The following is a 19,852-nucleotide window of genomic DNA, read 5'->3' on the forward strand; positions in this document are numbered from 1 at the left end:
CAAACAAAAACAACCCAGACCAAAGCCCAGGTGAATTCGAATCAGAAAAACCTGATATCCAAATCAAAAGACACCAACAAACTGGCATCAAAAAAAGCCACCCATCAACTCAGGAAGACGGGAATCCCCCCAAACGAGTGGCCAAAAAAACAACAAACAAAAACCACCAAACACACTATTGAGTTCTCAAACAACAGACTTGCTTTGCTTTTGTGCCCGGATTAAGGGCAACCCCACCAGCTTAAACTATCTCGTCTGGGGAGTCAAGCTATTTTGTCTCGCGTCTCCGCGGCGACTTCAAAAGATTAAGGCTACGGCCGTTCCGAAGTCAAATCCGCTGGTCAGGGGCCTGCGGGATCGGTACGGGCGTCTCAGATCAGCTTACGCGCTCGATCTCAGCGCCCAAACTGCTCAGGTTTTCCACGAACAACGGGTAGCCCCGATCGATGTGGTAGACGTCGTGCACCTCGGTGTCGCCGTCGGCGACGAGCCCCGCGAGCACCAGGCCGGCGCCGGCGCGGATGTCGGACGCCCACACCGGGGCGCTCGACAACAGCGGCAGGCCACGCACCACCGCATGATGCCCATCGGTGCGCGCATCGGCGCCGAGTCGGATCATCTCCTCGACGAACCGGAACCTCGCCTCGAACACGTTCTCGGTGATCATCGACGTGCCGTCGGCGATGCACGCCAATCCGATCGCCATCGGTTGCAGGTCCGTCGGAAAGCCGGGGAACGGCAGCGTCGCGACGTTGACCGCCTTCGGCCGTTCGTACTGCACCACCCGGAAGCCGTCATCGTGCTGGGTGACGGTGGCCCCCGCGTCATGCAGCTTGTGCAACACAAGCTGCAGGTGAGCAGGGTCCACGCCCGTCACCGAGATGTCGCCTCGCGTCATCGCGGCGGCGATCCCCCAGGTGGCCGCGACGATGCGATCACCGATGACGCGATGTTCGGTGGGATACATCCGATCCACGCCGGTGATCGTCAGGGTCGATGAGCCGGCGCCTTGGACCTGCGCCCCCATCTGGTTGAGCATGTCGCACAGGTCGACCACATCGGGTTCCCGCGCGGCGTTGTGGATCGTCGTGACGCCTTCGGCCAACACCGCCGCCATCAGGATGTTCTCGGTCGCACCCACCGATGGGAACTCGAGCTGGATCTCGGCACCACGCAGATGGTCGGCTTCGGCCACCACACAGCCGTGCTCGATATTGCAGCGGGCGCCGAGTTGGCGCAGGCCGGCCTGGTGCATGTCCAGCGGCCGCGACCCGATCGCGTCACCGCCGGGCAAGGCGACCTTGGCGCGTCTACCACGACCCACCAGCGGACCCAGCACACAGACGGACGCACGGAACTGTCTGACCGCGGCGAAGTCGGCGTCGTATTTGGGTTCATCCGGAGAGGTGATCCGGACGGTGGAACCGTCGAGTTCGACGGTGGCCCCCAGGCCTCGCAGCACCTCCGCCATCAACGGCACATCCAAGATGTCCGGACAGTTGGTGATGGTGCTCATGCCCTCGGCCAGCAACGACGCGGCCATCAATTTCAGGACGCTGTTCTTGGCTCCCCCGACGGCGACTTCGCCCGCTAACCGGGCACCACCGGTCACTACGAAACGCTCGCTCACGCGGGCCAGTGTAAGCAGATCAGCGGCCAGATTCAGAACGCATGGCCAGGTTGCGACGCCCTTGTGACCGGTACGGTTCAACCATGGCTGTGCACCTGACCCGCATCTATACCCGCACCGGCGACGACGGGAGCACCGGGCTGAGTGATTTCAGTCGCGTCTCCAAGAACGACGCTCGATTGCAGGCCTACGCCGACTGCGACGAGGCGAATGCGGCCATCGGGGTGGCCGTCGCCTTGGGTGATCCGAACCCCGGGATCGCGGCCGTACTGCGGCAGATCCAGAACGATCTGTTCGATGCCGGCGCCGATCTGTCCACCCCGGTCGCGGAGAACCCGGAGTACCCGCCGCTGCGCGTCCCACAGGAGTACATCGACCGGCTGGAAGGGTGGTGCGACCAGTTCAACGATGGCCTGGCACCCCTGAACTCGTTCATCCTGCCCGGCGGCACCGCACTCTCGGCACTGCTGCATGTTGCCCGTACGGTCGCCCGCCGGGCGGAGCGTTCCGCGTGGGCGGCGGTTGAACAACACGGGGATTCGGTGAACGTGCTGCCGGCGAAATACCTCAACCGGCTCTCGGATCTGCTGTTCATCCTGTCCCGGGTGGCCAATCCGGACGGCGATGTGCTGTGGCAGCCCGGCGGCGGTCGGAAGAAATCCGACGAGAGCGCTGACTAGTCAGCCGGTACGCCGCTGCGTGCGACGGGACGGGCGCGACTCCACCCACGAGGTGAACGCGGTGAGCGCGCCCCGGTCGAGCGCGACTTCGTAGCCGTGACCGGAGTCGCGCAGTTCCAGGATGACGATCTCTCTGGTCATGATGTCGAATTCGTCCCCGCGAGGCGCACGGCGACCGACCACTTCCAGGGCCGATCGACTGAGTCGTCGATCGGGCCACCAGCGGATGCTCGACAACCGGTAGAAACCGGCTTCGCCGCCGCGATAACGCATGACGCCGTGCCGCCAACCGTGCCCACCGACAGCGGGAAAGTCGCGCAGGATGGCGGCGGTGCCACCGACCTGTCGCAGCTTCCACAACCGGTACACCAGAGCGGCGACCGCCGGCATCAAAACGCCGATGAGCGCGACCATGATCAACATGAGCGCGCTCATCGGCCGTAAATCTCTAGTCGAGCTGTCCGACAGCGCGCAGGCGTGCGCGCCCCCACGCCGCCGTGCCGGCGTCGTCGGACTCGGAGTCGCGCTTGGCAGCGTCGGCGTCCACTTCCGATTCGAACTGGGCGTTCTCGACCAGGATGCTCACGCCGGTCTCGGTGACCGACAGGAAACCACCGTCGATCGCGATGCGCAGATCGTCGTCGCCCTCACGCTCGACGCGCACCATCGCGTCGTCGACCAGCTGTGCCACCAGCGGGATGTGCCGCGGCAGGATGCCGATCTCACCTGCGGTGGTCCGGGTGAAGACGAAACTCGCCTTACCCGACCACAGCGCGCGCTCGACTGCGACGATCTCAACGTCCAATTCAGCCATGGCACACCACCTTTCGCGCTAGAAACTGCATCACAGCTTGGCGCCGAGGCTTTCGGCCTTCTTCGCCAGGTCGTCGAGCCCACCGATGAGGAAGAACGCCTGCTCGGGCAGGTGATCGAACTCGCCCTTGGCCAGCTTGTCGAAGGCCTCGATGGTCTCCTTGAGCGGCACGGTCGAACCCGGCTGGCCGGTGAACTGCTCGGCCGCCATCATGTTCTGGCTCAGGAAGCGCTCGATCTTACGTGCGCGGTACACCAGGACCTTGTCCTCTTCCGACAGCTCGTCGATACCGAGGATGGCGATGATGTCCTGGAGATCCTTGTAGCGCTGCAGGATCCGGATGACTTCCTGGGCGACACGGTAGTGCTCGTCGCCGACGACGCTGGGGTGCAGGATCGTCGAGGACGAGGCCAGCGGATCCACCGCGGGGAAGATGCCCTTGGAGAACACCGCGCGGGAGAGCTCGGTGGTGGCATCGAGGTGGGCGAACGTGGTCGCCGGCGCCGGGTCGGTGTAGTCGTCGGCGGGCACGTACACGGCCTGCATCGAGGTGATCGAGCGACCACGGGTCGAGGTGATGCGCTCCTGCAGCTCACCCATCTCGTCGGCCAGCGTCGGCTGGTAACCCACGGCCGACGGCATACGACCGAGCAGGGTCGACACCTCGGAACCGGCCTGGGTGAACCGGAAGATGTTGTCGATGAACAGCAGCACGTCCTGGCCCTGCTCATCGCGGAAGAACTCCGCCATGGTCAGTGCGGACAGGGCGACGCGCATACGCGTGCCCGGCGGCTCATCCATCTGGCCGAACACCAAGGCGGTGTCCTTGAGCACGTTGGCGTCCGCGAGCTCGACCCAGAGGTCGTTGCCCTCACGGGTGCGCTCCCCCACGCCGGCGAACACCGAGGTGCCACCGAAGTTACGGGCGATGCGGTTGATCATCTCCTGGATCAGCACGGTCTTGCCGACGCCGGCACCACCGAACAGGGCGATCTTGCCGCCACGCACGTACGGGGTGAGCAGGTCGACGACCTTGAGGCCGGTCTCCAGCATCTCGGTGCGGGGCTCCAGGTCGGCGAAGGCCGGCGGCTTGCGGTGGATCGACCAGTGGTCGAAGTCCTTGCCGTAGCCGGGCTCGTCGAGGCAGTCGCCGAGGGCGTTGAACACGTGGCCCTTGACGCCGTCGCCGACGGGCACGGAGATCGAGGCACCGGTGTCGGACACCTCGGTGCCGCGCACCAGACCGTCGGTGGGCTGCATGGAGATGCAACGCACCAGGTTGTCGCCGAGGTGCTGGGCGACCTCGAGCGTCAGGGTCTTGGCGAGTGCTTCGTAGGCGATGTCAGCGTGCAGCGCGTTGAACAGCTGGGGCACGGAACCGCGCGGGAACTCGATGTCCACCACCGGACCGGTGATGCGGACGACGCGGCCCGTCGTTGTCTTCTCTGCGGTAGCAGTCATTTCCTCTTCGCTTCCTGGAGGGGCTTCTGTAGTTGGTCGGCTAGCGCGCGTCGGCCAGCGCGTTGGCGCCACCGACGATCTCGCTGATTTCCTGGGTGATCTGCGCCTGGCGCTCGCGGTTGGCCGCCAGGGTGAGCGCCTTGATCAGATCGTCGGCGTTGTCGGTCGCCGACTTCATGGCGCGCCGGCGAGACGCCGACTCCGAGGCCGCGGCCTCCAGCAGCGCCGCGTACACGCGGGTGGCGATGTAGCGCGGCAGCAGTGCGTCGAACAGCGACTCGGCATTCGGCTCGAACGAATACAGGGTGTGGGGACCGGTTTCCGGCTCCCCCACGTACTCGACGACCATCGGTGCGACCCGGAGCGCCACCGCGGTCTGCGACAGCATGGACCGGAACTCGGTCGAGACGATGTGCAGTTCGTCGACACCCAGGATGCCGTCGGCACCCGCGTCGTCACCCTCGTCGTCGGCACCCGACTGGAACGCCTCGACCAGGGTGTCGGCGATCTCCTTGGCGTGCTCGTAGGTGGGCCGCTCGGAGAACCCGGTCCACGACTCGGCCACCGAACGCTGCCGGAAGCTGTAGTAGCCCAGGGCTTTCCGGCCGACGACGTAGAGCACCGGCTTCTTGCCCTCGTCGCGCAGGAGCGCGAACAGCTCCTCGGCGCGGCGCAGCACGTTGGCGTTGTAGCCACCGCACAGGCCGCGGTCCGAGGACACCACCAGCACGCCGGCCCGCTTGGGGTTCTCCCGCTCGACGAGCAGCGGGTGATCCAGCGCGCTGGCACCGGCAAGCTCGGTGAGCATGTTCGTGATCTCGGTGGCGTAGGGCCGGGCCGCGTCGACCCGGGCCTGCGCCTTGGCGATCCGCGACGTGGCGATCAGCTCCTGGGCCTTCGTGATCTTCTTGATCGACGAAGCGGATTTGATGCGCCCGCGTAGCTCGCGAAGTGTGGCTGCCATTGGTTACCTAGGCCTTCTTGGGAGCAGGCTTGCGGACCTTGACCGATTCCTTCTCCAGGTCCTCGGGATCCAGTGCCTCGGCACCGGCTTCCTTCACCACCACGGAGCTGCCATCGGTGGCCGAGAAGCCCTTCTTGAAGTCGTTGATGACGGTCACCAGCTTCTCCTCGGCCTCTTCGGAGAGCTTCTTGCTCTCCTTGATGCCGGTGAGGATGTCCGAGTGGCTGGCCTTCACGTGCTCCAGCAGCTCGTCGACGAAGCGCGTGACGTCTTCTGCCGGAACCGAATCCAGGTGCCCCTGGGTACCGAGGAAGATCGAGACGACCTGGTCCTCGACCGCCAGCGGGCTGTACTGCGCCTGCTTGAGCAGCTCGACCAGACGCACACCGCGATCCAGCTGAGCCTTGGAGGCCGCATCCAGATCCGAGGCGAAGGCCGCGAAGGCCTCCAGCTCGCGGTACTGCGACAGGTCCAAGCGGAGCGAGCCCGCAACCTCTTTCATGGCCTTGATCTGGGCGGCACCACCGACGCGGGACACCGACACACCGACGTTGACGGCCGGGCGCACACCCTGGTTGAACAGGTCGGACTCCAGGAAGCACTGACCGTCGGTGATCGAGATGACGTTGGTCGGGATGAACGCCGAAATGTCGTTGGCCTTGGTCTCGATGATCGGCAGACCCGTCATCGAACCACCACCGAGCGCATCGGAGAGCTTGGCGCAACGCTCCAGCAGACGGGAGTGCAGGTAGAACACGTCGCCGGGGAATGCCTCACGGCCCGGCGGGCGGCGCAGCAGCAGGGAGATGGCGCGGTAGGCGTCGGCCTGCTTGGAGAGGTCGTCGAAGACGATCAGAACGTGCTTGCCGTCGTACATCCAGTGCTGGCCGATGGCCGAGCCGGTGTAGGGCGCAAGCCATTTGAAGCCGGCAGGATCCGATGCCGGGGCCGCGACGATGGTGGTGTACTCCATCGCGCCACCCTCTTCCAGCGCCCGCTTGACGCTGGCGATGGTGGTGCCCTTCTGGCCGATGGCGACGTAGACGCAGCGCACCTGCTGCTTGGGGTCGCCGGTCTCCCAGGCCCCACGCTGGTTGAGGATGGTGTCGACGCAGACCGCGGTCTTACCGGTCTTGCGGTCGCCGATGATGAGCTGGCGCTGTCCACGGCCGATCGGGGTCATCGCGTCGATGGCCTTGATACCGGTCTGCAGCGGCTCGCCGACGCCCTGGCGCTCGACCACCGAGGGGGCCTGCAGCTCGAGAGCGCGGCGAGTGTCGGAGTTGATGTCGCCCTGGCCGTCGATCGGCTCACCCAGCGGGTTGACCACGCGACCGAGGAATGCATCGCCGACGGGCACCGAGAGCACCTCACCGGTGCGCTTGACCTGCTGGCCCTGTTCGATCTTCTCGAACTCACCCAGGATCACGGCGCCGACGCTGTGCTCGTCGAGGTTCAGCGCCACACCGAGGACGCCGCCCGGGAATTCGAGCAGCTCCTGGGTCATGACCGAGGGAAGGCCCTCGACATGGGCGATGCCGTCACCGGCGTCGACGACGGTGCCGATTTCTTCACGCTCGGTGTCGGCGGAAAACGAGGATACGTAACCCTCGATGGCACCTTCGATATCAGCAGCTGAGATTGTCAACTCTGCCATGGTTTTTCGTCTTCCTACCTTGGTTTTCTGGGTCGGTTCGGGGTCAGTCCGGCAAGCCGGTTTGCGCGGCGGCCAGTCGTGACGAGATGGAGCCGTCGATCACCTCGTCGCCGACAGCGATCGTGAGACCGCCGAGCAGGCTCGGATCGACATGTAGCTGGACTGCGACCGGGTGGCCGTAGATGCGGGTCAGCACTTCGGTCAGCTGAGAATTCTGCGCTGCGGTCAGGTCGGCGGCGGCGGTCACGTGCGCGACAACCTCTCCCCGGCGGGCCACTGCGAGCTCGGCCAGATCGATGACGGCTTCGTCGGCACGTTCGCCGCGCAGCAGTCCGACGGTCTGAGCCAGCAGCGCCGTCGCGGTGCCGTTGGCACCGGCGAAGACCTTGTCCAGCAACGCGACCCGGCCGTCGGCCGGTGTCGTGTAGTCGCTGAGCAAGGAGGTCAGTTGCGGCTCGTTGTCGAGGACGCGGCCGAACCGGAACAGCTGGTCCTCCACGTCATCGACCTCGCCGGCGACCTGCGCACGCTGCAGCAGTGCCAACCGGGCGGTGTGCTCGATGGCGTCGACCAGATCGGCATCGGCCGACCACCGCTGCGAGGCGGCGGTGGTCACGAGTCCGAATGCCGGCGCACCGATCTTGCCGCTCAGCAGGCGCTCGACCAGTGCGACCTTTGCCTCGGGGGCGTCGGTCGGCTCGGCGAGGTGCTTGTTGAGGGCGTGCTCGGTGATCAGCAGCCGGGCAACCGACGCCAGGTCGGCGGCCAGCGCTGTCAGCCCGTCGGCGTCCAGACCGGCTGCGACACTGTCGAACTCACCGGTCAGGGTCGCCAGCGCATCGCGGCTGGCGGCCCGCAGGCTAGAGCTCGCCGCGGTGTCGAGCACCACGGTGGACGGCGCCATCTCGGCGAGGTCGGCCAGGAAGCGGTCGACCGTGGCGGCCTGCGCGGCCGGATCGGCCACATGGGCGCGAACCAGTTCACTTGCCTTCGTCACGGCCTCGTCGCCCAGCCCCTGACGCAATTGCCGGACCAGCTGCTGACGTGCCAGCTGCACCTGCTGTGCGCCCTGGGCCTTGATGCGCTCGGCATCGACACCGGCCTGCTCGCTGAGCGAGGCGGTGATCCGCACCGAGTCCTGCCGGGCCTCTTCGGTGACCTTCGAGGACTCCGAGGCGGCTTCGGCCAGTGACTTGGCATGCATGGCATCGGCATCGGCGAGCTTCTGGGCTGCCTCCGCGCTTTCTGCCAGGGCGGCGCGAACGGCGTCCTGCTGCTTGGTCATGAGCGCCTTCACCGGTGGCACCACATAGCGCCACAGGATGTACGCGATCACGGCGAAGCCGATCAGCTGTCCGATGAAAATCGACATCTACTTGTTCCGTCCCGAATTCACGTCGACGCCGAGGATCCGGCTGGCCAGCGTGGCCGACAGTCCGTCGACCGACGAGGCGAGTTCGCCCTGAGTGGCTGAACCCTGTTGGGACAGCTCCTCATTGGCTTGGCGTACCGTTTCGGCCACTTCGCCGCTGGCCTCGGCCCGCTTGGCATCCACGACCTGGCGGCCGGCATTGCGGGCCTCGTCGCGGATCGCGGAAGCCTCGGTGCGTGCGCCGGCCATCGCCTCGTCGTAGTCGGCCTGCGCGGCCGCGACCTGCTCGGCAGACTTGCGGTTGTCCGCAGCGGTCTTGCTGAGCATGGCCTCACGCTCGGCGAGGACCTTGCTGACCGGCGGCACAACCCACTTCCAGATCACGCCGAGCGTGATCAGGAAGATGATCAGCACGGCGAAGAAGGTGCCGTTGGGGAGCAGGAAGTTGCTCTGCCCCCCGCCGCCTTCTTCCGCTGCCTGGCTCGAGGCCAGGATGTTGGTGCCGTCCGCCAGGACGGTCGAAAAGAGTTCACCCATGCTTACGGATTACTAGCCCGTGTAAGCCGGCGTGGCGAAGACGAACAGCGCCATGAATGCCAGGTTGATGAAGTACGCGGCTTCCACCAGACCGACGGTGATGAAGAACGGGGTGAACAGCCGGCCCTGGGCCTCGGGCTGCCGGGCGATGCCGGAGATCAGGGCGTTACCGGCGATACCGTCACCGATACCGGCGCCGATCGCGCCGCCACCCATGATCAGCCCGCCGCCGATCAGCGCACCCGCCGTGATGAGGGCGTTTGCATCCATTCCTATTTCCTCCTTGATAGCTGGTGGCGTTGCCACCAGGACTTCTCTGGTCGTACGGGTTGGTTAGTGGTGTGCGTTCTCTTTGGAGTCGTCGCTGTCGTGGTCCAGCTCCATCGACTGGCTGAAGTACAGGATCGTCAGCAGCGCGAAGATGAAGGCCTGGATCAGGCCGACGAAGAGGTCGAAGGTCTTCCAGATGGCGTTGGGCGCCCACTGGATGTACCAGGGGAACATCGCGATGAGCGACACCAGGATTCCGCCGGCGAAGATGTTGCCGAAGAGTCGCAGTGCCAGCGAGATCGGCTTGGCGATCTCCTCGACGATGTTGATCGGCGCGAGGATGCTGACGTGGCCCTTGACCACCTTGATCGGGTGGCCGATCAGGCCGCGGCGCCAGAAGCCGGCGGCGTGGTAGCAGAGGAACACGAACAGCGCGAGCGCCAGCACGAAGTTGATGTCTGAGGCCGGCGGCTTGTACCACTCGGCCGCGGCACCGTCGGCCCCGCCGTACTGCAGCGGGAGCACGGCAAGCCAGTTCGAGACCAGGATGAACGCGAACAGCGTCACCGACAGCGGCAGCACGAACGGCGCGATCTTCATGCCGATCGAGCCTTCGATCTGCTGGCGCATCTGGATGGTCAGCGCCTCCCAGAACAGCTGCACCCCACCGGGAACGCCGGTCGAGGTGACCTTGGACTTTAAGACGAAGGCCAGCCCGATGATGATCACAGCCGTGATGGCGGTCGCGAGGATGGTGTCACCGTTGAACGTCATACCGAACAACTCGAACACCATGGTGTGGTGTCCGACGTGGATGGCGGCGCCGCCGCCTTCCTCGGCGCCCTCAGCGGCGAGAACGATCTCATTCATCTGTGTCAGCTCAATCCTTCGATTCCGTGCCGGAGGTAGTGCCTGCGGGTCCCGCGGTGGTGTCCGCGACGTCTAGTCCGTCTTTGCGGATCTTCTTCAGCACCGGAAGGCTGGTGGACAACACCAGCAGTGCCTGGAAGATCGCCAAGCCGAACAGGACCGCGATCCCGCCGTGTGCTTTGAAGCCGATCGCGACGGCCAGCGCCACCGCGGTGATGACCAACAGTCGCGTCGCGGAGTTTATGGCCATTTTCTTCTTCAGTGGGTGGTCCTGTGCCGTGATCGCCTCGACGGCGCGACGCACCAGCAACGCGTTGAGCAATCCCAGCCCGAGACCGACGCCGAAGAAGACGCCGAAGAAGATGTGGCCGGTGTAGCCGGCGGCAAGAATGGCGAGCGCCGTGAGTACGGCGCAGATGATGAGGAGTCGCAACGGGCGGAATGCCACGGACGGGAACACCAACGGCGCGTCCTGCGCTGGCGTCGTCACCTGGCTCACCTCAATCCCGCGTCTTCGAGGGCGTTACTCATCGGTCCTGCAAAATTCCTGTACGTGCCCGCCGAGCGTATCGGAGGGCATCATGCGCGCTGGAATCACCCAAGGGGTAGCTCCCTTTGTCGGTCGTATATCGGCGCCGATCGGTCTTTCGATCGATGGGCCGGGCCGGCAACCCGTGAGGTTTTTCGGGTTATGCGCAGAACCGTACCACAAGGTAGGAGGCCCAAAAACTGGCCTACTACTTTTTGTCGTACAAGCCCTCCGACGGGTCAGTCGACGGACTGTTCCCTGCGCCGCAACAGCGGAATCAGGGTGACGATGACGGCGACCACGATGGCCGCCAGCATCACCGCGCCGGTGTAGCGCGGGTCGAAGAAGATGGTGCTGGCCGCACCGAGCGCGACGATGCCGACCCACAAGTAGATGAGCAGAACCACGCGCCGGTGCGAGTGCCCGATCTGCAGCAGCCGGTGGTGCAGATGCATCTTGTCGGGGCTGAACGGGCTCAGGCCCTTGCGGGTGCGCCGGATGATGGCCAGCAGCATGTCCAGCGCCGGGACGAACATGACCGCCACCACCAGCAGGAACGGTGACAGCAGTGCGAACACGTCGCGGGCGCCGTAGGCGTTCTGTGAGATCGGGCCCGCGGCCGTCGTCGACGCGGCGGCCAGCATCAGGCCGATCAGCATCGAGCCCGAGTCACCCATGAAGATCTTGGCGCGGTGGAAGTTGTGCGGCAGGAACCCCAGACACGCACCGGCCAGCACCACCGAGATCATCGCCGGCGGATAGAACAACACGTCGCCACCGTGGTCGCGCAGCAACCCCACCGAGAAGAGGAAGATGGCCAGCGCGGTGATCAGCCCCAGGCCGGCCGCCAGACCGTCGAGGCCGTCGACGAAGTTCATCGCGTTGACGATCGACACCGTCAGCGCCAAGGTCAGCAGGATCGAGGTGACCTGGTCCAGGACCAGGGTGCCCACCCCGCCGATCGGGATGTAGAGCACGCTCCACGCGACGCCCATCGTCACCAGCACGCTGGCGGCGGTGATCTGACCGGCGAATTTGGTCAGCGCGTCCAGGCCCCAGCGGTCGTCGATCAAACCGACGACCATGATCAGTCCGCCCGCGACGACGACGGCGGGCATGCCGGTCGAGTAGACGAAGCCTCGGTTGAGGGCCGGTAGTTGGGACGCCAGCAGAATGGCCGCGGCCACTCCGATGTACATCGCGAGCCCACCCATCCGGGGCGTCGGCTGCACGTGCACATCCCGCTCCCGCGGGTAGGCGACCGCTCCGACGCGGGTCGCGATGACCCGGGCCCACCCGGTGGCGAAGTAGGTGATGATCGCGGCGGTCAGCCCGACGAGGACGAGCTCGCGCAGCGGGACGCCTGCGCCACGGTCCGAAAGCGCGAGTATCCCCTCCGCTTCGCTCAGCACCTGAGGAACCGTACGCGACGTTTCTGAGCCACGAAGCCGGCAGCGTCGCGAGTCAGGAGACGCGCAGCGTTTCGGGCTCGACGCCGAGCACCTTCGCGACGTCGGCCACGCTGACGGGCCCCTCGCGCAGCACCCGCGGCCCGTCGCCGGTGAGATCGACGATCGTCGACGCCGCGCCCTGGGGCGACGGGCCCGCGTCGAGGTAGACCTCGACCCGCTCGCCGAGCTGGGTGCGGGCGTCCGGTGCCGTCGTCGCGGCGGGGCTGCCCGAGATGTTGGCGCTGGACACCGCCATCGGACCGACCTCACGCAACAGTTCGATGGCCACCGGGTGCAGCGGCATCCGCAGCATCACGGTGCCTGCCGAATTGCCCAGGTCCCACTGCAGCGACGGGGCATGACGCACCACCAGGCTCAGCGCCCCTGGCCAGAACGCCTGGATGAGTTCGCGCGCCGACGGCGGCACCGCATACACCAGGCCGTCGATGGTGTGCCAAGAGCCGACGAGGACGCCGACCGGCATGTCCCGGCCGCGACCCTTGGCCGCCAGCAGCGCCGTCACGGCATCGCCGTCGAAGGCGTCGGCACCGATGCCGTACACGGTGTCGGTGGGCAGGACGACCAGCCGGCCACCCTTGGCGGCGCTTATCGCCGAGGCCAGCCCGGTCGCACGCTGACCGGGGTCGGCGCAGTCAAACAGCTCAGACATACTCGTCAGCCTCTCACCCGATCCTGGTAGCCGTCACGAAGCGGGGCCGCCCGGTGAGATCGCGGCGGGCGGTGACGTCGGTGAATGCACCCGCGCGGTCGAACAGGTCGGCCGTCGCGGCGGAGGTGGTGTCGTCATGCTCTACCCCGATGCGTCCGCCGGGGCGCAGCAGCCGGGCCGCGGCGGTGACGATCGGCCCGATCACCGACATACCGTCGACGCCACCGAACAGCGCGTGGGCCGGATCATGTTCTGCCACTTCGGGATCCAGCTCGGCGCCGAGCGGAATGTAGGGCGGGTTGCTGACGATGAGGTCGACGGTGCCGTCGAGTTCGGTCAGCAGGGCGGGGGCCGTGACGTCGGCGCGCAGTAACTGCACAGCCGAATCACGGCAGTTGCGTTCGGCGTAGCGCAGCGCCTCGGCGGAGTCCTCCACCGCGATGACCCTGGCGGCAGGTAGCTGCTCTGCCAGCGCCAGCGCCAGCGCGCCCGTCCCCGTGCACAGGTCGATGATCACCGCGTCGGCGGCCAGCGGTTGATGCTGCGCCCACTCGAGCAGCGCCTCGGTCTCCGGGCGCGGGATGAACACCCCCGGCCCGACGTGCAGGGTGAGGGGCCCGAAGGCCGCGGTTTCCGTGATGTGCTGCAACGGGATTCGCTGCGCCCGCCGGCCCACCAGCGCGCCGTAGCGCCCGGCGAACTCCGCGTCGGGCTCGGCCACCGCCAACAGGCCACGGTCGACACCCGCGGCGTGGGCGGCCAGCAGTTCGGCGTCCACCCGGGCGGAGTGGATGCCGGCCGCCGACAATCGCGCGGTCGCATCGGCGATGGCCTGCCGGATGTCGACATTGCGCGATCCGCCTCCGGCTTCTCGCTGGAAAGTCATGCCTGTTGCAGCCGGGCCTGCTTGTCCGCGGCGGCCAGGGCGTCCAGCAGGGCGTCCATATCGCCGTCGAGCACCTGATCGAGGTTGTGCGCCTTGAAGTTGATCCGGTGGTCGGCGATCCGGTTCTCCGGGAAGTTGTAGGTCCGGATCCGCTCGCTGCGATCGACGGTGCGGATCTGACTGGCGCGGTCGGCCGATGCGTCCGCAGAAGCCTGCTCCTCGGCGAGGGCCTGCAACCGCGCGGCGAGCACCACCATGGCGCGCGCCTTGTTCTGCAGCTGCGAGCGCTCGTTCTGGCAGGTGACGACGATGCCGGTGGGCAGATGGGTGATGCGGACCGCGGAGTCGGTGGTGTTGACGCCCTGGCCGCCCTTGCCGGAGGACCGGTAGACGTCGATGCGCAGATCGGACTCGTCGATCTTCACGGCCTCGACATCATCGGGCTCGGGGTAGACGAGGACACCCGCGGCCGACGTGTGCACGCGGCCCTGCGATTCGGTGACCGGGACGCGCTGCACGCGGTGCACGCCGCCCTCGAATTTCATCCGCGACCACACCCCGTCGGCGGAGTCGCCCTTGGCGGCGATGGTCATGGTGGCGTCCTTGTAGCCGCCGAGATCCGACCAGGTCTCGTCGAGCACCGTGACCGTCCACCCGTGCCGCTCGGCGTAGCGGATGTACATCCGCGCGAGGTCGGATGCGAACAGCGCCGATTCCTCGCCGCCTTCGCCGGACTTCACTTCGAGCACCACATCGTCGGAGTCGTGCGGATCGCGGGGGGCGAGCAGGTCGGTGAGCCGGGCGTCGAGTTCGCCGACGCGGGCCTCCAACTCGGGCACCTCGGCGGCGAATGCCTCGTCCTCGTCGGCCAATTCCCTGGCGGCCTCGAGATCACCGCGGGCGGATTCCAGCTTGCGGTAGGTGGAGACGATGGGCGACACCTGGGCGAACCGCCGCCCGACGCGGCGAGCAGCACCGGCGTCGGCGTGCAACGCGGGGTCGGCGAGTTGGGTCTCCAGGTCGGCGTGCTCGGTGAGCAGTGCCGCTATCACCGAGCCGGGTCCGCCAGCCGCTGCGATATCCGTCACCTGGACCTCCTTTGGATACAAATCGGCGCCCGGTCCTGACACGTGTGCCAGGTACGGGCGCCGATGAGACAGCTAGTTGTCGGCAGCAGCCTTGTTGGTGCGCTTGCCGTACCGCTTCTCGAAGCGGGCCACGCGGCCGCCGCTGTCGAGGATCTTCTGCTTACCCGTGTAGAACGGGTGGCACTGCGAGCAGACCTCGACCACGATGTGGCCGCTGTCCTTGGTGCTGCGCGTGGTGAAGGTGTTGCCGCAGCCGCAGACCACGGAGGTCTCGGCGTAGGTGGGATGAATACCCGATTTCATGGTTTTCCTCTTCAATAGTTGGCCGCCGGGTCGCCCGCCTCTGACCTGAGGACGTACGGACGTGAACCGGAACCGAGGGTCGACGGTCCATTATGCCAGGTCAACCGCCAACCGCGAAAACGCCCGGAGACCGGCCGATATTCCCTGCGTCAGCTGCCCGACGACGGTGTGTACGCGGTGCCGTTGCGCTTCCAGACCACCCGGCCCCGCGGCTCGGCGCCCATCGCGACGAGCTCCCGCTTGAGGATCTTGTTCGTGGCGGTGCTGGGCAGGTCCGCCGCGATCCACAGGTGGCGGGGCCAGGCCTTCGGCGAGAGGTCACCTTGGGCCGCGAGGAAGTCGGTGAACTCCGCCGGGGTCAGCCCGGCGTCGTCGTTGAGCACGACGGCGGCCATCACCTGGTCGCCGACCAATTCGTCGGGCACCGGGTAGACGGCGACCCGGTTGATCGCGGGCAGTCGCAGCAGGATCCGCTCGATCGGCGCGGCGGTCAGGTTCTCGCCGTCGACCCGCATCCAGTCCGCGGTCCGGCCGGCCAGGTAGATCCAGCCGTCGGCATCCTGATAGGCCAGGTCACCGGACCAGTACACCCCGCCGCGCATCCGCTCGTCGGTGGCGGACTTGTCGTTGTAGTAGCCGCGGAACAGCCCACTGCCCGACGTGTTGACCAGTTCGCCGGTCGCTTCCTCGGCGTTGATCAGGGCTCCGGTGGCGTCGAACCGCGCGATGGCGCATTCCTCGCCGGTGTCCTGGTGATAGATCGCGACGCCGGGGAACCCCTTGCCGATCGAACCCGCCGGGCAGTCCTCGGAGCGGGTGATGATGACGGCGGTCTCGGTGGAACCGAACCCGTCCCAGACCGTGCAGCCGAAGCGACGGCCGAAGGCGTCGATGTCGCGGTCGGCGGCCTCGTTGCCGAACGCGACACGCAACGTGTTGTCGGCGTCGTCGGGCTGTTCGGCGGTGGCCAGGATGTAGGCCAGCGGCTTGCCGACGTAGTTCATGTAGGTGGCGCCGTAACGGCGGATGTCGGGCAGGAAGCCCGACGCGGAGAACGCCGCGGGCGCCATCGCCGCGCCGGCCCCGAGCGCCACACTCCAACCTGCATAGACGGCGTTGGAGTGGAACAGTGGCATGGCCAGGTAACAGGTATCGGAAGCGTCGAGTTCGTAGCGCTGTACCAGTGCGCTGCCCGCGAACAGCACGGTCGCGTGCGGTACTTCGACGGCCTTGGGTTCACCGCTGGTGCCAGAGGTGAAGATCATCATGAAGGTGTCGTCGGCGACGGCCTCTTTGTGCGGCGTGAGGGCGGGCGCCGCGGCCAGCAGGCGCGTCCAGTCGGCCGTGCTGGTGTCGAGCACCGTGACGCCGGGCAGGTCGACGCCGTCGAGCAGCGGTTTGTGCTCCGCATCGGTGATCAGGATCTGGGCGTCGACCTTGGCGATGTCGCGGGCCAGCGCGTCGCCGCGGCGGGTGGTGTTGACCCCGCAGAGCACGTAGCCACCGAGGGCGGCCGCCGCGAGCGCGGTCAGCATGTCCGGGGTATTGCCCAGCAGCGCGCCGACATGCATCGGCCGCGCCGGATCCGCGAGGCCGACGAGTGCCGCTGCCTGGCGGGCGGCATCCGCGACGTGCGCACGCCAGGTCCAGGTGCGGTCGCCGTGTTTGACCGCGACGGTGTCTTGTTCGGCGCGTTCGCGCAGCAGCTGCTGGAGCGTGTCAGCCACGGATGACCCCCTCAAAGACCGTGAACAGTATTCAGAAAGTGTCTACCATGGCGGAGGGTGTGCACCATAGCTGCGCCGTCATTGGCACAATCATTGCTGCCCCACCCCATCCGCATGACCAGGAGCCGGCGCCGTTGACCAGCACAACCACCCCCCGCAGCGTTCGTGATCGGCTGATCGACGCCGCCGAAGCCTGCCTGCGGGCCAAGGGTATCCGGGCTACCACGGTCTCCGAGGTGGCCGAGGCTGCCGGGGTGTCCCGCGGCTGGCTGTACCGGCATTTCCCGGACAAGGTGACGCTGCTGGGCGCGGCCATCGTGCGGCTCAACGAGGCGTACTGGTCGGAGGCGCACGCCGTCCTGGAGCAGGTCGAAGGCCTGGACCAGCAGATCGCGGCAGGTATCCGGCACGGCCGCACCGCCTACGACGACCCCGGCGCACTGCTGATGAAGCTGCGGGTGGACGAACCCGACGAGTTCGCCGCCTGTGCGGGTGCCGGTGTGCAGGGCCTGGTGCCCGATCTGGCGAGTTTCTGGTCGCGCTACCTGATCGCCGCGCGCGACCGCGGCGAGATCCATCCCGATGTCGTCATCGCCGAAGCCTCGGAATGGGTGGCCCGCGTGGTGATTTCGTTGGCCACCGTGCCGGGCGACACGCTGGACCCCGGCGACCCGGCACAGGTGCTCACCCATATCCGGCGCTATCTGACGCCCGCGCTGCGCGCCGATCCGGCCATCTAGGCGCCCGGATCGTCGGCGAAGCGAAACTCCCCCGCCGAGATCCGCCGGAGCATGTCTGCGCTCCACGCGGCATGCGCGGCGAACGAGCCCCGCCAAAGTTCCAGCAGGTCCTGGGCATGCGGCGGCTCCCCCGGATCAGGCCACAGTGACTTCATGTCGTGCAGCTGTGTGCCGATGTCCCGTGTCATCTGCAGCTGGGTGTGCAGCAGCTCGGCGACTTTGGCGCGGGGCAGGCACCGCATGAACGCGATACCCGCGCCGAGCTCCTCGATGTCGGCACTGACCAACGCACTCTCCATCAGCCGCTCGAATTCGTCGGCACCGGCGGGGGTGATCGCATACGACACCCGACTGGGTCCACGCGGACTGTCCGTAGGCCGGGCCGCCCGCAATAGCTCTTCGCGCGCAAGTTGTTTGACCGCGTGATAGATCGATGGCGGCTTCACCGCGGTCCACGTATCGACACGCCACGACATCAACTCTCGATGTATCGCGTATCCGTGCATATCCCCACGGGTGCGCACCATGCCCAGCACCAGCAGCCGGACCGTGGGTGCTTTTACGCCAGCCATTGCCGAAGCATCGTGATCGCCGACAGTTCCCCGGCGATGGCCTGTCGCTCCGCGGCGGTCAGCGACATGGACTCGAGTTCGGACTCGATCACCGTCGCGGTACCGGCGTCTGCCAGGGCGACGGCGAGCTCGATCCGGTCTGCCAACGCCCTGGCCAGTTCGACGCGGTCGGCGGTAGCCCGGTAGCGACGCAACGCGGTGTCCATAGCGCGGGCCGCGAGCGCGTCGTCGTTCTTGAAATCGCGGAAGATCGCGACGTTGTCATGGGCCTTTGCCAACCCTGACAGCGACGGGGACCCGCCATACTCGACGTCTTGTTCCCCTCGGTTGATGAAGACGATGCAGTTCCCGGACGGATCTAGAATCTGAAACCGGCTCTGCCCTGGACGCAGTCGTTCGATGCGAGGCAGACCGCGGAACGGCACTCGCCCGTGGCGCCAGCGCAATCGGACGCTGAAATCGGCGTGCGGCGTGGCGACATCGTCGACGAAGAACAGGCAGCCTCCGGTCAGCTCATCGTGGATGTCCAGACTCGGCGCGGCCTCTTTGAAGTGGAGCTGGACACCGCGGTAGGCGAACGCGAGGTACAGATACGGCTTGGTCTGGGTGTCCGAGACCTCGAATCCGAGTGTCTCGTAGAACTCCACGGTCTCCTCTGCGGCGACGCACGGCAGCAGCGGGACAGTGGTCACAGTCACCCCCCACACACTACTCAAATTTGACTAGTGGTGTGCCTGCTCAACGCAAAAGGCCCCGTTCCAACCGGAACGGGGCCTTCTACGTGTGGGACTAGTTGTGATGTCCAGGGACGTTGTCCGGTTAGTTGTCGGTGAGCCTGTGTGACAGGTGAAGGCCTCCGGTTGTGAAGTGGAGCTGTCTAGGAACCGCTTCACTAACCAGGAGGCCTTCGTGTCCCACGCTAACGCGGCTTTGACCCCGATATAGCCGGGATGGACGATCGCAGCTCACGACCCCGCGTAAGCCCCTCCAAGACCAGCCCGCAGCTGATGCGGCGCATCGTGAATGTGCGGTGGCGTAAGCGCTTAGGGCCAGTCCAGATCGGCGGCGAGCTCGGCATGCCGGCCTCGACCGTGCACGCGGTACTGACCCGGTGCCGGATCAACCGCCTGTCCCATATAGATCGGGTCACCGGCGAACCGATCCGCCGCTACGAGCACACCTATGCCGGCTCAATGATTCACGTCGATGTCACCAAGTACGCCAATATCCCCGACGGTGGCGGACACAAGTTCCTGAGCAAGCAACAAAGCAAACGCAACGCCCGCGAAACTGCCCGGCGCACCGGTGAACGAGGAAAGCACTATCGACCCAGGATCGGAATTGCGTTCGTGCACACTGTTATCGACGATCACTCTCGGGTGGCGTATGCCGAGATCTGCGCCGATGAAAAAGCGGCGACCGCGATCGGCGTCCTGCAACGCGCGGTGGCATGGTTCGCCCAGCGTGGTGTCACGGTGCAGCGAGTGTTGTCTGACAACGGATCGGCTTACCGGTCCTACGCCTGGCGCGACGCCTGCTGCGAGCTGGGCATCACCCCGAAACGCACGCGACCCTACCGGCCGCAGACCAACGGCAAGATCGAGCGCTTTCACCGCACCCTGGGCGACGGC

General features: G+C 66.5%; 22 protein-coding genes and 1 pseudogene. 4 read left to right on the forward strand and 19 right to left on the reverse strand.

From position 1 onward, the window contains the following. The coding region (locus tag AC1DY7_RS30730; protein WP_477497544.1) for a hypothetical protein at positions 1 to 182 on the forward strand (182 nt) is incomplete at its 5' end. Between the two features lie 194 nt (positions 183 to 376). Here the strand turns inward: AC1DY7_RS30730 and murA are convergent. Then, the gene (murA, locus tag AC1DY7_RS30735; RefSeq protein ID WP_477497545.1) at positions 377 to 1,630 is read right to left on the reverse strand and encodes a UDP-N-acetylglucosamine 1-carboxyvinyltransferase; all 1,254 of its coding nucleotides are present in this window, start codon (positions 1,628 to 1,630) and stop codon (positions 377 to 379) included. Positions 1,631 to 1,713: 83 nt separating this feature from the next. On the opposite strand from murA, the gene AC1DY7_RS30740 reads away from it, so the two are divergent. Further along, on the forward strand, positions 1,714 to 2,310 hold the full coding sequence (locus AC1DY7_RS30740; protein WP_477497546.1) for a cob(I)yrinic acid a,c-diamide adenosyltransferase: 597 nt from the start codon (positions 1,714 to 1,716) through the stop codon (positions 2,308 to 2,310). Here the strand turns inward: AC1DY7_RS30740 and AC1DY7_RS30745 are convergent, their stop codons facing one another. The 16 genes from AC1DY7_RS30745 to fadD1 all read right to left on the reverse strand — a co-directional run bounded on the left by AC1DY7_RS30745 (position 2,311) and on the right by fadD1 (position 16,909). Beyond that, positions 2,311 to 2,745, reverse strand: a complete 435-nt coding sequence (locus AC1DY7_RS30745; RefSeq protein WP_477497547.1) for a DUF2550 domain-containing protein — start codon at positions 2,743 to 2,745, stop codon at positions 2,311 to 2,313. Between the two features lie 13 nt (positions 2,746 to 2,758). After that, complete coding sequence (locus AC1DY7_RS30750) at positions 2,759 to 3,124, reverse strand: F0F1 ATP synthase subunit epsilon (RefSeq protein WP_477497548.1); 366 nt, start codon at positions 3,122 to 3,124, stop codon at positions 2,759 to 2,761. Between the two features lie 30 nt (positions 3,125 to 3,154). Next, positions 3,155 to 4,585, reverse strand: coding sequence for a F0F1 ATP synthase subunit beta (atpD, locus tag AC1DY7_RS30755; RefSeq protein WP_477497549.1), 1,431 nt, complete (start codon positions 4,583 to 4,585; stop codon positions 3,155 to 3,157). A gap of 40 nt (positions 4,586 to 4,625) precedes the next feature. Further along, a complete protein-coding gene (locus tag AC1DY7_RS30760) occupies positions 4,626 to 5,549 on the reverse strand; it encodes a F0F1 ATP synthase subunit gamma (protein ID WP_477497550.1) in 924 nt (307 codons plus the stop codon). A 7-nt stretch (positions 5,550 to 5,556) separates the two neighbouring features. Next, positions 5,557 to 7,206: a F0F1 ATP synthase subunit alpha gene (gene atpA / locus AC1DY7_RS30765; RefSeq protein WP_477497551.1), complete on the reverse strand. Its 1,650-nt coding sequence runs from the start codon at positions 7,204 to 7,206 to the stop codon at positions 5,557 to 5,559. A 43-nt stretch (positions 7,207 to 7,249) separates the two neighbouring features. Continuing rightward, on the reverse strand, positions 7,250 to 8,578 hold the full coding sequence (locus AC1DY7_RS30770) for a F0F1 ATP synthase subunit B/delta (protein ID WP_477497552.1): 1,329 nt from the start codon (positions 8,576 to 8,578) through the stop codon (positions 7,250 to 7,252). Continuing rightward, positions 8,579 to 9,115 (reverse strand): F0F1 ATP synthase subunit B, encoded by a 537-nt coding sequence (locus tag AC1DY7_RS30775; protein WP_477497553.1) that lies wholly within the window; start codon positions 9,113 to 9,115, stop codon positions 8,579 to 8,581. It lies immediately after the preceding gene. Positions 9,116 to 9,127: 12 nt separating this feature from the next. Beyond that, positions 9,128 to 9,385 (reverse strand): F0F1 ATP synthase subunit C, encoded by a 258-nt coding sequence (locus AC1DY7_RS30780; protein WP_170847486.1) that lies wholly within the window; start codon positions 9,383 to 9,385, stop codon positions 9,128 to 9,130. A 63-nt stretch (positions 9,386 to 9,448) separates the two neighbouring features. Continuing rightward, positions 9,449 to 10,255, reverse strand: a complete 807-nt coding sequence (gene atpB, locus AC1DY7_RS30785; protein ID WP_477497554.1) for a F0F1 ATP synthase subunit A — start codon at positions 10,253 to 10,255, stop codon at positions 9,449 to 9,451. Between the two features lie 10 nt (positions 10,256 to 10,265). Continuing rightward, positions 10,266 to 10,745 carry an ATP synthase subunit I gene (locus tag AC1DY7_RS30790; protein ID WP_477497555.1) on the reverse strand — a complete coding sequence of 160 codons (480 nt, stop codon included), beginning with the start codon at positions 10,743 to 10,745 and terminating at the stop codon, positions 10,266 to 10,268. 278 nt (positions 10,746 to 11,023) lie between these two features. Continuing rightward, positions 11,024 to 12,196 carry a glycosyltransferase family 4 protein gene (locus AC1DY7_RS30795; RefSeq protein WP_477497556.1) on the reverse strand — a complete coding sequence of 391 codons (1,173 nt, stop codon included), beginning with the start codon at positions 12,194 to 12,196 and terminating at the stop codon, positions 11,024 to 11,026. A 52-nt stretch (positions 12,197 to 12,248) separates the two neighbouring features. Beyond that, positions 12,249 to 12,905: an L-threonylcarbamoyladenylate synthase gene (locus AC1DY7_RS30800; RefSeq protein WP_477497557.1), complete on the reverse strand. Its 657-nt coding sequence runs from the start codon at positions 12,903 to 12,905 to the stop codon at positions 12,249 to 12,251. Positions 12,906 to 12,918: 13 nt separating this feature from the next. Beyond that, complete coding sequence (prmC, locus tag AC1DY7_RS30805) at positions 12,919 to 13,791, reverse strand: peptide chain release factor N(5)-glutamine methyltransferase (protein ID WP_477497558.1); 873 nt, start codon at positions 13,789 to 13,791, stop codon at positions 12,919 to 12,921. Beyond that, the gene (gene prfA / locus AC1DY7_RS30810) at positions 13,788 to 14,843 is read right to left on the reverse strand and encodes a peptide chain release factor 1 (protein WP_477497564.1); all 1,056 of its coding nucleotides are present in this window, start codon (positions 14,841 to 14,843) and stop codon (positions 13,788 to 13,790) included. Before prfA ends, prmC begins: the two co-directional genes overlap by 4 nt. A gap of 108 nt (positions 14,844 to 14,951) precedes the next feature. After that, on the reverse strand, positions 14,952 to 15,182 hold the full coding sequence (gene rpmE / locus AC1DY7_RS30815; protein ID WP_477497559.1) for a 50S ribosomal protein L31: 231 nt from the start codon (positions 15,180 to 15,182) through the stop codon (positions 14,952 to 14,954). Positions 15,183 to 15,331: 149 nt separating this feature from the next. Then, positions 15,332 to 16,909 carry a fatty-acid--CoA ligase FadD1 gene (fadD1, locus tag AC1DY7_RS30820; protein ID WP_477497560.1) on the reverse strand — a complete coding sequence of 526 codons (1,578 nt, stop codon included), beginning with the start codon at positions 16,907 to 16,909 and terminating at the stop codon, positions 15,332 to 15,334. Between the two features lie 134 nt (positions 16,910 to 17,043). On the opposite strand from fadD1, the gene AC1DY7_RS30825 reads away from it, so the two are divergent. Further along, positions 17,044 to 17,649: a TetR/AcrR family transcriptional regulator gene (locus AC1DY7_RS30825; RefSeq protein WP_477497561.1), complete on the forward strand. Its 606-nt coding sequence runs from the start codon at positions 17,044 to 17,046 to the stop codon at positions 17,647 to 17,649. Here the strand turns inward: AC1DY7_RS30825 and AC1DY7_RS30830 are convergent. Together AC1DY7_RS30830 and AC1DY7_RS30835 are read right to left on the reverse strand one after the other, a co-directional pair. Then, the gene (locus AC1DY7_RS30830; protein ID WP_477497562.1) at positions 17,646 to 18,221 is read right to left on the reverse strand and encodes a PadR family transcriptional regulator; all 576 of its coding nucleotides are present in this window, start codon (positions 18,219 to 18,221) and stop codon (positions 17,646 to 17,648) included. The genes AC1DY7_RS30825 and AC1DY7_RS30830 overlap by 4 nt on opposite strands. Further along, complete coding sequence (locus AC1DY7_RS30835) at positions 18,209 to 18,919, reverse strand: VOC family protein (protein ID WP_477497563.1); 711 nt, start codon at positions 18,917 to 18,919, stop codon at positions 18,209 to 18,211. The genes AC1DY7_RS30830 and AC1DY7_RS30835 overlap by 13 nt, the downstream gene beginning before the upstream one ends. 252 nt (positions 18,920 to 19,171) lie before the next feature. On the opposite strand from AC1DY7_RS30835, the pseudogene AC1DY7_RS30840 reads away from it, so the two are divergent. After that, positions 19,172 to 19,852: pseudogene (locus AC1DY7_RS30840) on the forward strand (DDE-type integrase/transposase/recombinase); the annotation flags it as partial.

The sequence above is a fragment of the Mycobacterium sp. P2_H7 genome (genome assembly GCF_056403275.1).